Here is a 13,472-nt window from a genome sequence, read left to right as displayed (position 1 = left end):
TTCACATGAAAATTCAAGAATGCCAGAGGCATTCTTGCTGCATACAATCATCCTTGTTCTTCTTTTTTCTTTTCATGGAAGAAAGCGTAGACTTTTCCTGCACTTAAGGCGGTCATTGAAGGCACTGCTGCCAGTTCCTCTTCGCTCGCCTCGCGGATCGCTTCCAGGGAGAGGAAATGACGCATTAGTGCCTTTCTTCTTGCCGGACCGATACCGTCAATGTCATCCAGGATCGAATGTACCTGATCTTTGCTTCGCAGGGAGCGGTGATACTCGATGGCAAAACGGTGGGCTTCATCCTGCACGCGGGTGATCAGTTTAAATCCCTCGCTGTCGCGGTCGATCGGGATCTCTACGTTATTATAATACAGGCCTCTGGTGCGGTGCCGGTCATCTTTTACCATACCGCAGACCGGGATGTTAAGATCCAGCTTTTCCAGAACGCCAAGTGCGATATTGACCTGACCGCGGCCGCCGTCCATCATGATCAGATCCGGCAGTTTTCCGAAACTGTCATACTCTTTTTTCTCAGGGTCACTCTCGTGTGTAAAACGTCTTGTCAGGACTTCTTCCATGCTTGCGTAGTCGTTTGGCCCCTGCACGGTTTTGATACGGAATTTGCGGTAATCACTTCGTTTTGGTTTGCCGCGTTCAAAGACTGCCATGGATCCGACCGACTCGAAACCGCTGATATTGGAAATATCATAGGCTTCCACTCGTACCAGATCTGGCAGATCCAGCCAGCCGGCAATTTCTTTCATCGCCCCGATTGTGCGTCCTTCTTCTCGTTTGATACGATCTTTGTCCTGTCGCAGGACAATCTCTGCATTCTGCGTGGCAAGCTCAACCAGTTTTTCCCTGGTACCTTTTTTCGGTACTTTGATGTGCACCTTCTGCCCTTTTCGCTTTCCGAGCCACTCTTCTAAGACGGACTGATCTTCGATCTCACACGGGATCATGATCTCCCTTGGAATAAACGGCGTGCCGGAATAGAACTGCTTCATAAAACTGGAAATCACGATATTCTGCGAATCGTGCGGTGCGATCCGCAGGAAGAAATGGTCTCTGCCGATCAGCCTGCCCTGTCTGATAAAAAATACCTGGGCTACTGCGTCGCTGCCGTCCATTTTCACGGCGATCACATCTTTGTCCTCGCCGTCGCTGCTTGTGATCTTCTGCTTCTGTGCGATCTGGCTGACGCTGTTTTTGAGGTCACGCCAGGTCGCTGCCTCCTCGTACTCCATACGCTCCGAGGCATCCAGCATCCGCTTTTCGAGCATTTTCAGGATTGGTCCGTAGTTTCCGTTCAGAAAATCCATCGCTCCGTTTAAGGATCTGCGGTACTCTTCCTGACTGATATAGCCCTGACATGGTGCATCACACTGTTTGATGTGATAATTCAGGCAGGGACGCTCTTTTCCGATATCCTGCGGCAGTCTGCGATTACAGGTACGGACTTTGTAGATCTTACGGATCAGCTCGATCGTATCTTTGACTGCCCCGGCACTGGTGTACGGTCCGTAATATTTATTTTTATCCTTTTTCATGCTCCTTGAAAACAAAATCCGAGGATATGCCTCCGATGTCGTTACTTTTATAAAAGGATAAGTCTTATCATCCTTGAGCATCGTATTGTACTTCGGGCGGTGTTCCTTGATCAGATTGCACTCCAGAACCAGTGCCTCCAGCTCGGAATCCGTCACGATATATTCAAATCTGGCGATCCTTGTGACCATCTGCTCGATTTTGGCACCTTTATTGCGGCTGGTCTGAAAATACTGCCGCACCCTGTTCTTCAAGCTGATCGCCTTGCCCACATAAATAATGGCATCTCTGTCATCATGCATAATATAAACTCCCGGCTTAGCCGGGAGCTTTTTTAATTCTTCCTGAATATCAAACATCTGCTTTTACATCCTCACTTACTCGGTTGTGGTGTCTGCTGTGTTCTCTTTTGAAAGATTTACTTTTGTGCTGTTTTCTTCGGTCTGTATTTCGCTGTTTTTCTGTGCTTCTTCTGCCTGTACTTTACGCAGGATCTCCATAAATTCCTTTCCGGTGATCGTCTCTTTCTCGATCAGGAAAGCGGCGATGTGATCCAGAATGCTGCGGTTTGCCGTAAGCATGTCTTTTGCTTCCTTATATGCCTTTTTGAGCATGGCAGTGATCTCTTTATCGACCTCGGCCTGTGTCACCTCACTGCAGTCCAGAACCGTCTGATTATCGAGGTACTGGTTTGCCGCACGCTCCAGACCGGTCAGTCCGAATTTCTCAGACATACCGTAGCGTGTGATCATTGAGCGGGCAATGGAAGTTGCTTTCTCGATATCATTGGATGCTCCGGTTGTCACCGAACCAAATACGATCTCCTCTGCTGCACGGCCGCCGGTAAATTCTACCAGTCTCGCCCACAGTTCTTCTTTTGTATAGAGGCATTTCTCCTCTTCTGGAATGTTCATGACATATCCGAGTGCTCCGGATGTACGCGGCACGATCGTGATCTTCTGTACTGGCTCTGCATCTTTTTGCAGTGCACTGACCAGTGCGTGTCCGACTTCATGATAGGAAACGATCTCCCGCTCTTTTTTGCTCAGGATCTTGTTTTTCTTTTCTTTTCCCATCTCAACCAGCTCGACTGCTTCCGATAAATCTGCCTGAGATACGGCACTTCTTCCTGCTTTTACAGCAAGGATGGCTGCTTCATTGACCATATTTGCTAGGTCTGATCCGACAGCTCCGGCTGTTGCCAGGGCGATTTCTTTGAAATTGACCGTCTCATCAAGATTAACGTTCTTTGCGTGTACACGCAGAATATCTTCTCTTCCTTTGAGATCCGGGCGATCTACGATCACTCGGCGGTCAAAACGTCCCGGACGCAGAAGTGCAGAGTCCAGAACTTCCGGACGGTTCGTTGCTGCAAGGATCAGCACACCTTTGGAGGAATCAAAACCATCCATCTCCGCAAGCAGCTGGTTCAGTGTCTGCTCACGCTCGTCGTTTCCGCCGCCATAACGGCTGTCACGGCTCTTACCGATCGCATCGATCTCATCGATAAAAATGATACACGGTGCACTCTTTTTGGCCTCTTCAAACAGGTCTCGCACACGCGATGCACCGACACCGACAAACATTTCTACGAAATCGGAACCGGAAATGGAGAAGAACGGCACATGTGCCTCTCCTGCGACTGCCTTTGCCAGCAGTGTCTTACCGGTACCCGGAGGGCCGACAAGCAGTGCTCCTTTCGGCAACTTCGCTCCGATCTTCACGTATTTCTGCGGATCTTCGAGAAATCCTACGACTTCCTGAAGCGATTCTTTTGCTTCATCCTGTCCGGCAACATCCTGGAAGGTCACACCGGTTTCCTTCTCGCCGTAAACTTTTGCCTTGCTCTTGCCGACACCCATGACTCCGCCGCCTGATCCCATACGACGCATGAAAAAGTAGAAAATAAATCCGATCATAACCAGCGGCAGAACATTTGCCACGATATTTAAGATCAGGTAAGAAGAATTGTCCGGTACGGTTTTGGTACACTGTACGCCTGCCTTGAGCAGTCGGTCTGTCAGTGTCGGATCGTCCATGATACCGGTATAACAGGTGATCTTCACACCCGGTATTGGCTGATTTTTCAGGTTGATGTCGATTCGATTGGAACCGATCTCTACAGATTCGACCTCTCCGCGGTCAACCATGTTAATAAACTGATTATAAGTGATCTCACGCTCGGTTGTATCTTTTACCATGCTGGTAACGATATTCGTGGCAAGCATCACAATCAAAGTAATCACCAGAAAAACCAGAATGCTTTTGCCGCCGCCTTGCTTTTTCCCATTGTTCTTATTGCGACCATTGTCCGGCTGTTTTTGTCCACCCGGTCCCTGTGGTCTGCCAGGACCGCCGCCCTGCATCTGATTGTTGTCCATTTTTGTCCTCCTCATATGCAAACTCCAACTTATCCCATTATAAGTACAGTTTCAGAAGAAATCAATATATAGATTGTGAAAAAAAGCTCACAATTATGAATCTTTTCTAAAAAAACGGTAGCCGAACGGGTATGATTTATTGTATACTAGTGCAAGAGTTACTTTGTAACAAGGAAATGCACGCCGGTTCTTGCGTGCATCCGACTTGAATTTTTAGGAAAGGTTCTTAATCATATGAAAAAAGGATTTGACAACGAAAAATATCTTGCTACACAGTCTCGCTGTATCCGCGAGCGTATTGACAAATTCGGAGACAAACTTTATCTGGAATTTGGCGGAAAGTTATTTGATGACTACCACGCTTCCCGTGTACTGCCGGGATTTGAGCCGGATTCCAAGCTTCAGCTTCTGATGCAGCTGTCCGAGCACGCAGAGATCGTCATCGTTATCAGTGCGGTGGATATTGAAAAAAATAAAATCCGCGGCGACCTCGGCATCACTTACGATACCGATGTACTGCGTCTGATCGACTCTTTCGAAGAACGTGGACTTTTTGTCGGAAGTGTCGTTATCACAAAATACTCCGGACAGACCAGTGCAGACCTGTTTAAACAACGTCTGATCAAACTCGGCATCAAGGTTTACACCCTCTATATGATTCCGGGTTATCCGAATAATGTTTCTCATATCGTAAGTGATGAGGGATTCGGTAAAAATGACTACATCGAAACTTCCCGCCCTCTGGTGGTGATCACTGCCCCTGGTCCTGGAAGCGGAAAGATGGCTACCTGCTTATCTCAGCTTTATCAGGAGCATCGCAGAGGTATCCGTGCCGGATATGCGAAATTCGAGACTTTCCCGATCTGGAACATTCCGCTGAAACATCCGATCAACCTGGCATATGAGGCAGCAACGGCTGACCTGAACGATGTCAACATGATCGATCCGTTCCATCTGGAAGCTTATGGATTTACCACGGTAAACTACAACCGCGATGTGGAAATCTTCCCGGTTTTAAAAGCAATGTTTGAAAAGATCTACGGCGAAAGCCCTTATCAGTCTCCGACTGACATGGGCGTCAACATGGCCGGGAACTGCATCTGCGATGATGCACTCTGCCAGGAAGCTTCCCGCCAGGAGATCATCCGCCGCTACTTCAACGCACTGAACGGACTTCTGACCGGACGCAATCAGGAAGAGGAAGTTTATAAGATCGAGCTGATCATGAACCAGGCCGGCGTTACTGCAACCGACCGCAAGGTTGTTCCGGCTGCAAGACGTGTCGCAGAACTGACCGGTGCTCCGGCTGCTGCTATAGAACTGCCGGACGGAAGGATCATCACCGGAAAGACTTCTGACCTGCTCGGTGCCGCTTCTGCGGTTCTGTTAAATGCCTTAAAAGAGCTTGCCGGCATTGACCACGAGAAAAATATCATTGCACCGGAATCTCTGGAGCCGATCCAGCGTCTGAAAACTGCTTACCTCGGAAGCCGCAATCCGAGACTGCATACCGATGAGGTCCTGATCGCCCTGTCCATCAGTGCCGCCGCTCATGAAGATGCTGCTCTGGCTATGAAACAGCTGCCGAAACTTGCCGAATGCCAGGCACATACTTCTGTTATGCTCTCCCCGGTGGATATCAAAAAGCTGAAACAGCTCGGTATCCAGTTCACGATGGAAGCAAAATATGAGAACAACAAAAACTATCACTAAAATTTCTTTGCACTTTTTTGAAAAATCCAGTATGATTTACTGGATTTTTTTCTTTGCATAGTGTATAATCTTTTCCGTATTTTTTTTAGGAACTTAATATCTGGTCAAAAAAAATGCGTGTTTTGTGCACAGAACGGAGGAAATTATGTCAGTAAAATATGTATTTGTAACAGGAGGTGTTGTTTCCGGACTGGGAAAGGGTATCACAGCCGCATCCCTCGGACGACTTCTGAAAGCACGTGGCTACAAAGTAACGATGCAGAAATTCGATCCTTATATCAATATCGACCCGGGAACGATGAATCCGATCCAGCATGGTGAGGTATTTGTAACCGACGACGGTGCTGAGACAGACCTGGACCTTGGACATTATGAGCGTTTTATCGACGAAAGTCTGACGAAAAATTCCAATGTCACAACCGGTAAGATTTACTGGTCCGTTCTGCAGAAAGAACGCCGCGGAGATTTCGGCGGTGGAACGGTACAGGTCATCCCTCATATCACCAATGAGATCAAGAGCCGTTTCCATCGCGATTTTACATCAGACGAAACCAGCATTGCGATCATTGAAGTTGGCGGTACGGTCGGCGATATCGAAAGTCAGCCGTTCCTGGAGTCCATCCGTCAGTTCCAGCACGATGTCGGACATGAAAATGCGATCCTGATCCACGTTACTCTGATCCCTTACCTGCGTGCCTCAGGTGAAATGAAAACCAAGCCGACACAGGCCAGCGTAAAGGAGCTCCAGGGTATGGGAATTCAGCCGGATGTAATCGTGTGCCGTTCCGAGCTGCCGCTTGACAATGGCATCAAGGACAAGATCGCACTGTTCTGTAACGTGCCAAGTGACCATGTTCTGCAGAATCTTGATGTGGAATATCTCTACGAAGCACCGCTTGCCATGGAAAAAGAACATCTGGCACAGGTTGTCTGCGACTGCCTGAAGCTTGACTGCCCGGAGCCGGATCTGGAAGACTGGAAAGCTATGGTAAATGCTCTGCGTCATCCGACAAAAGAAGTAAATATCGCTCTGGTAGGCAAATATATCCAGCTGCACGATGCTTACATCAGTGTTGTGGAGGCCCTGAAACACGGCGGTATCGCACAGCATGCGACTGTAAATATCAAGTGGGTGGATTCCGAACTGCTCAACAACAGTAACGTCGAAGAAGTACTCGGTGATATGGATGGCATCCTGGTACCTGGCGGTTTCGGTGACCGTGGCATCGAAGGCAAGATCACAGCAATCGAATTTGCCCGTATCCGCAAGATCCCATTCCTTGGGCTCTGCCTTGGCATGCAGTTATCGGTTGTTGAATTCGCCCGCCATGTGGTTGGCTACAATGACGCACACAGCATCGAACTGGATCCTAATACTACCCATCCGGTCATTGCACTTCTGCCGGAGCAGGACGGCATCGAGGATATCGGCGGTACCTTAAGACTTGGTTCTTATCCTTGTGTACTGGATAAATCTTCCCTGGCTTATAAGCTTTACGGTGAAGAAACGATCCATGAACGTCATCGTCATCGTTATGAATTTAACAACGATTACCGCAAAGTGCTCACAGAAAACGGCATGATGCTCTCCGGTATTTCTCCGGATGGACGTATCGTGGAAATGGTAGAACTTCCGGATCACCCGTTCTTCATCGGAACACAGGCTCATCCGGAACTGAAGTCCCGCCCGAACCGTCCGCATCCGCTGTTCCGTGGATTCGTAGAAGCCGCTGTCGCAAAACACGAAGCAGAATAGATATGATGCCAGGGATTGTGGGAGTGCGACGCACGGAACAATCCGCAGGCATCATAAATCTCACATCACAAAGTAACAAAAAGCTGGGGTATATCTTTCGATTATACTCCAGCTTTATTTCATGTTAAGCGGATATTCGCAATCCGCTTTGCTACTTGGATCCGTAAAATCCACTCAGCGGTAAAAGGCATTGTACACGCCTCCGCTGTACATAGCTACACTGCGGTATTTTGCCAGTTCACTGACCGTAACTAACTGATAACCGGATGCGATCAGTTTCGGGATCAGCACTTCTGCTGCATCCACAGACGGGCTGTGGATATCGTGCATCAGGATGATCGAACCGTCTTTCACTTCATTCATAACCACATTTATCGTATTCTTGGCGTTTCTTGTCTTCCAGTCCAGGGTATCAATGCTCCACAGGATCAGCGGTGCTCCCGCATTGATCTGCACATTGCTGTTGTAGGCTCCATACGGCGGACGCACCAGCGTCGCATTGTGGCCGGTGAGTGCACGGATCTGAGCATTTGTGCTGCTGATCTCACTCTGTATGGAACTGCCGTTTAAAGATGAAAGGCTTGCATGATCCCAGGTGTGATTTCCGATCTCGCATCCCTGCTTCGCCATCTGCTGTATCGTATCCGGATAATTTGCGATACTCGTCCCAACCAGGAAGAAAGTCGCTGCTGCCCGGTTGTTCTTCAGACATTTTAACAGACGGTCGGTATAAGGTCCCGGACCATCGTCAAACGTCAGTGCCACCATCTTTCCTTTCGGGTTGATCAGCCGCTCTTTGATCTTTTTGTCCTTATGATAAACACCTTTTTTGTCAAAATAATAAGCTTTGTTGCCAATGTAACGGCTCTTTGTCACTTTGACGCCTTTTTCATCGATATAGTACTTTTTGCCTTTTACTTTGACCCAGCTGCTTACCACTCGCTTTCCTTTTGCATCTACATAGGCATAACCGGTCTTTGTCCTGATCCAGGACGCTTTCTTCATGGCACCGTTTTTGCCGAAATAGTACCAGTGCTTTCTGATCTTCTGCCATCCGGTGACCATCGCTCCCTTTTTGCCAAGATAGTACGTCTTTCCATTGCGATAGCGGAACAGCCCCTGGCGGCGGAAACCATTTTTATCAAAATAATAATATCTGCCTTTTATGTTTGCCCAGGTCTTTGTTGCATAAGTCTTATCCTGTAAAAGAAACCGAACCTTTCCGTGCTGTTTTACCCATTTTCCGGAAAGCTTCGGTGCTTTTTTAACATTTTTCAGAGGAAGTGTCTCACTTTGGCCGGTCGTTTCGGACTGCTGTGTAGTCTCAGGCCGCCTCTGCATCTCGGACTCCTGCGGCGTTTCACTTTGCCGCACGGTCTCAGACTCCTGTACACTTCCTGCCTGATCTGCAATCTCTGCCGCATTTGCTTTCTGTATCCCCCCGGCTCCTGCGGCGAACATGGCTGCTGCCATGCCAAAAGCGACTGCATATCTTTGTATTACTTTTTTTAACATCTGCAATTACTGGATAAAAGCTTTGAACTTTTCGTCAATCAAAGCTTCATCGTTTGTATTTGCACACAGCTCTAATGGTTTTTCCATGTCCAGACTGAAAATGCCCATGATGGATTTTGCATCTACCAGGTATTTGCCCTGTGCCAGATCCACATCAAAATCCATATGTCCGCAGATTCTGTTGAACTCCTGAACATTTGCTACATTGCCAAGTACGATATTTCTCTTTACCATAACAATTCTCCTTTCCCGGTATAAATACCATGCTTTATTGAAGGAAAATTTATCTGTTCCTTCGTCTCTTAGCATACCATTATCTGAAAATAAGGTCAACCATAAAAAACCTTACACTGCAAACAATGCACTGACTGCCCCGAGCAGTCCTGCGGATGCAAGTCCCATGATGATGCCGGCAAGCATAACGCCGAGCATGACTGCGATGATACTGGACTTAAAATCCATATCCAAAAAGCTTGCCGCAAGTGTTCCGGTCCATGCTCCGGTTCCCGGAAGCGGAATACCTACGAACAGCAGCAGTGCCACAAACAGGCCTTTTCCTGCGGTCGCCTGAAGTTTCTTTCCGCCTTTTTCACCTTTCTCGATACAGTAGGTGAAGAACTTTCCGATGACCGGTTTGTCGGCTCCCCAGAGCAGTACTTTTCTGGCAAACAGATAAATAAACGGCACCGGAAGCATATTTCCGAGGATTGCTATGATGTAGGACGGCACATACGGCAGTCCCTGGGCTATGGCATATGGAATCGCTCCTCGAAGTTCGATCAGCGGAACCATTGATATGAAAAATACAATAATATAAGACATACGTTATCCTTTCCTGTTTCTGTATCATTCAGCCGTCCATTTGGCTGATCATGATACCCCTTTTATGGATGCCGGACGGCACCGATTTCTGGTCACAATATTCGTATGATAAGCTGATTTGCTGGAAATGTCAAGCAATTACCGGCTCTGCTTATCCTTTTGTGCCCCTGTGATCTGCCGGAGCTCCTGTCCGGTGTTTCAGGAGAGGACTTTCAGCTGCATCTTCCATTTCTGAAACAGATTCTTTTCATTTAATATCTGTTTTTGGGTACTCATAAGAAATGCCCGGACTTCTTCTGCCTGTTTTTCTTCCATGGCATGGCTGCTGTATGCGGCTTTTTCTGCCAGTCTTGTCACTTTCCGATACTGATCTGCCATCTCGGAGCTATACTTTCTGCTCAGTTCTTCGCAGATCTGATATCTGGAGCCTCCCTTTATCCGGACTCCGTCGTACATAAGCCAGCACCTTAGCTGTGCATAACAGCTTCGGATCGCCTGTGAGGCATCTTTCGAATACATCGCCCGATTCTTTTCTTTCCATTTTTTGCGGTATTTTAAAATCTGATAAGCGATCCACAGGATCAGTGCCAGTATCAGCAAAAGGATCACAACGATCAGAATTTTCCGAACCGGCAGCTGTTTTCTGCCTTTCCTGGTTTCCGGCTTTGTCTGCTCTTCATCTTTGATCTGTTCTGCTGTGTCCGTCTGCTCAGAAGCTCCCTGATTTTGTGCTCCCTGCCAGGAAACCGTCTCGAAATCCGGGCGTTCCATCTTATCGAGATACGGCGGCGTCACTTCCATCGGGATCCATCCGATGCCGTCCTGATAGATTTCCCCCCATGCATGGGCCTCTTTTCCAGTCACATAGATCGTTCCGTCATCCTGAGCATTTTCTGCCATCTCCGGCGTGACCAAATAACCCTCGACATAGCGTGCCGGGATTCCGAAGCAGCGGTACATCAGAACAGCCGCCGATGCATAATGCACGGAATAGCCTTTCTTCTCCGTCATCAGAAAATCGATCACAAAATTTCCGGTCTTTGCATCTGTTTTCTGATCTTCTCCGGATGCATCTGTATTCTTCGGATCGATCTCTTCTGTATAAGTGATGTTCTCATTTAAATATCCGGTAATCCTGGTATTTGCCTCTTCATAGGAAATATGAGACGTAACATTTTCGCTGTCTTTCTCATCCGAATCAGAAGCAAGCACTTTTGTAAGCATCTGTTTCAGAGAATCCGGTACCTGCAGATAGTGGTCATATACATATGCATTGTAGCTGTTTTCGCATTTTTTGTATTCTGCAAATGCCTCCGTATCCTGATCCTGATAATATGCGGATGCGATCTGCGGATACTTTCTGATCAGATTGCTGTGTACCGGAAACGAAATCGTCTTTTGCGGCCGGAATCCTTCCGGGATCAGGCGGTCATCTCCAAAACTTCGGACATTTTCCAGAGTATCCGGAAGCGTACTCAGCTCATACGGCACATAAGCATATTTCCGGCTCGCACCAATGGTCGTGACAGTCATATTTCCGGTGTCATCGTCTGCAGGATTTTCCAGCTGATAAAGAGCGGTAAGCTGCTGAAGCCCGGAAACGTTTTCTTTGTGAAGCCAGTAAAACAGATCCTTTTTATCATAAATTTCATCTGCATCCTGTTGTTTCCAGCCGTCTTCTGTGTAAATACTGCCGACAAATCCACGAAGATAGAGAGAATCCGGATGTTCCATGGTCACTTTCAGAGCGGCTTCATCGGTCAGTTTCAGGTTTCCAAGCCCCCGGAACTGTCCTTCCGGCAGGGAATCCACCGTCTTTTTCCCATAACAGATCTGTTCTGCAAATTTCTGTACTTTCTGCGAGAACGGATTGTCTGGCGAAAAACTCGAAGCTTTTCCCCGAAGCATGAAAAATCCGGCTGCCGTCACTGCCGCAAATAACACAAGCAGCATCACATCTGTCTGTAACTGTGCCAGACCTTTTTCTTTTTTCCGAAAGGCAACAAGGCAGAGAAAACCTACATAGATCAGAAGCACCGGAAAAAGAACTGCTTCTTTCTGCCAGATCAGAAGCAGAACTCCCGGAATAAGGCTGACGAGAATCATTCCGATGCAGCTTTTGCTGACCCTTAAAAATTCCAGAAGAGCTGCCAGAAGCATGCCTGCTGTTACATAAAAAACGGCTGTAACAAATGGCTGCAAAGGTTCGGAAATCGTAAGTACATAATCCGGCTCAAAGGTTCGCATATTTCTCCCGATCGTCTCAAGCAGCCCGTTTCCGGCGATCAGTGCTCCCTGAAAGATCCAGCCCTTTCGGATCGTAAAGCTGATCAGAAAACAAAGAACTGCCACTGCCAGAATTTCATGCACGATTTTCTGTATGAATTTCTTTTCTTTTTGTCCATTTACAAGAACGGCCATCACAAGTAGAATCGCTCCCACACTGCCAGAAAGAGTCATCGCCAGAGATGCCCTGCAAAACTGCATCACCATAAGATACCATCCGACATAAATGCAGAAACAGGCAAGTGCTTCTCCGACATTTTCTTTCTGGTTTTCCGGCTTCTCTGCAACCTGAACGTGCAGTTCTGTTTCTTGCTTTTTTTGAATTTTTCTGTGTTTCTTCATGTTTCACTCCTAAATCAGCAGGATACCGACATCTTCTCCTGGCCGTACGGTCTGGAAACTGCACTGCCATGCAAAGAGATCTGCCAGATTTCCCGGATCTTCTGCGGTAAAATAGAGAATATGTCCAAATGGCTGTTCCTGATATTTCTGTGCATATTCCTGCAAGCCTGTGAATGTTTTTTCTTTTCTCTCCAGTGAAAGTAAGCCGTGTATGATCTGGGCAAGGTTATCTGCGGAGTCGATTTCTTCCATACAAAGCTGCTCTTTTTTCTGATCGTACCAGCCGATCTTGTGATGCATCCCTTTCTCCGTCAGATTTTCGGAAACGGAGATCAATTTTTCCATCAGTTCTGCCTGATCTGAAGTTCTGCTATCCCCGGTCAGTTTTGCTGTCTCAAAAAACAGAAGCACTGCATTTTCTACCGGAAGTCCCGGTTCCTTCACATAAAGTTCTCCCAGTTTCTGTGAGATTTTCCAGTGAATCATCTTCGTGCTGTCACCTAGCTGGTATTCCCGGATCCCGAAGGTTTCTCCCGGATCGTCCCCTTTTTTCTGTTCGGAATATTGTATGCTTTCCCAGTCGGTCGTAAAACTATCCCCGACCTGTACTTCCACCGTTTTCATTTCCGGAAGCACGATCATGGTATCGCTGATGTTAAGCTTCTGCTCGGTCAAAAACAGTCCCAGCATGTCACTGACCAGAAGTTTCTGCACGGATATTCTGATGGCCCCGCAGCAGTTGCTGCAAACACTCCATTTCGTTTCTGTCTTTTCTTTCCCCGCTGCCATACTGTCAAGATGGCAGATTTCTTTCTCTCCAGTCAGCAGATTTTGAAACAGAAGTTCTGCCCTTAAGCGTCCTGCCGGCAGCAGGCTGTGGTTTTCAAAGATCAGTTTCCCGTAAACCTGCTGTTCTTTTTCTGCCATGTCCGGCACTTCAAAATAGCAGGTTACTTTATTTTTCATGGCAATCGAAAGAAAAAAGCAGAAAAAGCAGAGCAGAACGGTTGCCACAGCTGCAATTCCTATGGTGATGCTCGCACTTACCAGATATGCAACCACCAGAAACAGCATCCAGATGCCGGCAAGGATTCTGGATTTTTTCATGTTCT

The 13,472-nt window shown here is 47.5% G+C and carries 9 protein-coding genes; 2 read left to right on the top strand and 7 right to left on the bottom strand.

Annotated elements, in window-relative coordinates; translation table 11 throughout:
• Positions 1–47: 47 nt before the first annotated feature.
• The gene (gene uvrC / locus GPK60_RS11630) at positions 48–1,904 is read right to left on the bottom strand and encodes an excinuclease ABC subunit UvrC (RefSeq protein WP_173897651.1); all 1,857 of its coding nucleotides are present in this window, start codon (positions 1,902–1,904) and stop codon (positions 48–50) included.
• Positions 1,905–1,922: 18 nt separating this feature from the next.
• Positions 1,923–3,911, bottom strand: coding sequence for an ATP-dependent zinc metalloprotease FtsH (gene ftsH / locus GPK60_RS11625; protein ID WP_215660288.1), 1,989 nt, complete (start codon positions 3,909–3,911; stop codon positions 1,923–1,925).
• 249 nt (positions 3,912–4,160) lie between these two features.
• On the opposite strand from ftsH, the gene GPK60_RS11620 reads away from it, so the two are divergent.
• Complete coding sequence (locus GPK60_RS11620; RefSeq protein WP_147631928.1) at positions 4,161–5,639, top strand: DUF1846 domain-containing protein; 1,479 nt, start codon at positions 4,161–4,163, stop codon at positions 5,637–5,639.
• 145 nt (positions 5,640–5,784) lie between these two features.
• Positions 5,785–7,395, top strand: coding sequence for a CTP synthase (locus GPK60_RS11615; protein ID WP_022119540.1), 1,611 nt, complete (start codon positions 5,785–5,787; stop codon positions 7,393–7,395).
• Positions 7,396–7,569: 174 nt separating this feature from the next.
• Here GPK60_RS11615 and GPK60_RS11610 read toward each other — a convergent pair whose 3' ends face one another.
• The 5 genes from GPK60_RS11610 to GPK60_RS11590 all read right to left on the bottom strand — a co-directional run bounded on the left by GPK60_RS11610 (position 7,570) and on the right by GPK60_RS11590 (position 13,467).
• Positions 7,570–8,910, bottom strand: coding sequence for a polysaccharide deacetylase family protein (locus GPK60_RS11610; RefSeq protein ID WP_215660233.1), 1,341 nt, complete (start codon positions 8,908–8,910; stop codon positions 7,570–7,572).
• 6 nt (positions 8,911–8,916) lie between these two features.
• On the bottom strand, positions 8,917–9,144 hold the full coding sequence (locus GPK60_RS11605) for an HPr family phosphocarrier protein (RefSeq protein WP_147631926.1): 228 nt from the start codon (positions 9,142–9,144) through the stop codon (positions 8,917–8,919).
• 111 nt (positions 9,145–9,255) lie between these two features.
• Positions 9,256–9,732 carry a small multi-drug export protein gene (locus GPK60_RS11600; RefSeq protein WP_022119537.1) on the bottom strand — a complete coding sequence of 159 codons (477 nt, stop codon included), beginning with the start codon at positions 9,730–9,732 and terminating at the stop codon, positions 9,256–9,258.
• A gap of 198 nt (positions 9,733–9,930) precedes the next feature.
• Complete coding sequence (locus tag GPK60_RS11595) at positions 9,931–12,360, bottom strand: transglutaminase domain-containing protein (RefSeq protein WP_215660230.1); 2,430 nt, start codon at positions 12,358–12,360, stop codon at positions 9,931–9,933.
• A gap of 9 nt (positions 12,361–12,369) precedes the next feature.
• Entirely contained in the window at positions 12,370–13,467 is a 1,098-nt protein-coding gene (locus GPK60_RS11590) for a DUF58 domain-containing protein (RefSeq protein WP_215660227.1), read from the bottom strand.
• Positions 13,468–13,472: the final 5 nt, after the last annotated feature.

Source organism: Ruminococcus sp. MCC718, assembly GCF_018783905.1.
In the GTDB taxonomy this organism is placed as follows: domain Bacteria; phylum Bacillota; class Clostridia; order Lachnospirales; family Lachnospiraceae; genus Hominisplanchenecus; species Hominisplanchenecus faecis.
The sequence above is the reverse complement of the archived record's forward strand: the minus strand, read 5'-3'. Positions and strand labels throughout refer to the sequence as shown.

Excerpts from the sequence above, each read along its gene's own strand:
- uvrC (WP_173897651.1), bottom strand. The coding sequence starts at position 1,904 with ATGTTTGATATTCAGGAAGAATTAAAAAAGCTCCCGGCTAAGCCGGGA.
- ftsH (WP_215660288.1), bottom strand. The coding sequence starts at position 3,911 with ATGCAGGGCGGCGGTCCTGGCAGACCACAGGGACCGGGTGGACAAAAA.
- GPK60_RS11620 (WP_147631928.1), top strand. The coding sequence starts at position 4,161 with ATGAAAAAAGGATTTGACAACGAAAAATATCTTGCTACACAGTCTCGC.
- GPK60_RS11615 (WP_022119540.1), top strand. The coding sequence starts at position 5,785 with ATGTCAGTAAAATATGTATTTGTAACAGGAGGTGTTGTTTCCGGACTG.
- GPK60_RS11610 (WP_215660233.1), bottom strand. The coding sequence starts at position 8,910 with ATGTTAAAAAAAGTAATACAAAGATATGCAGTCGCTTTTGGCATGGCA.
- GPK60_RS11605 (WP_147631926.1), bottom strand. The coding sequence starts at position 9,144 with ATGGTAAAGAGAAATATCGTACTTGGCAATGTAGCAAATGTTCAGGAG.
- GPK60_RS11600 (WP_022119537.1), bottom strand. The coding sequence starts at position 9,732 with ATGTCTTATATTATTGTATTTTTCATATCAATGGTTCCGCTGATCGAA.
- GPK60_RS11595 (WP_215660230.1), bottom strand. The coding sequence starts at position 12,360 with ATGAAGAAACACAGAAAAATTCAAAAAAAGCAAGAAACAGAACTGCAC.
- GPK60_RS11590 (WP_215660227.1), bottom strand. The coding sequence starts at position 13,467 with ATGAAAAAATCCAGAATCCTTGCCGGCATCTGGATGCTGTTTCTGGTG.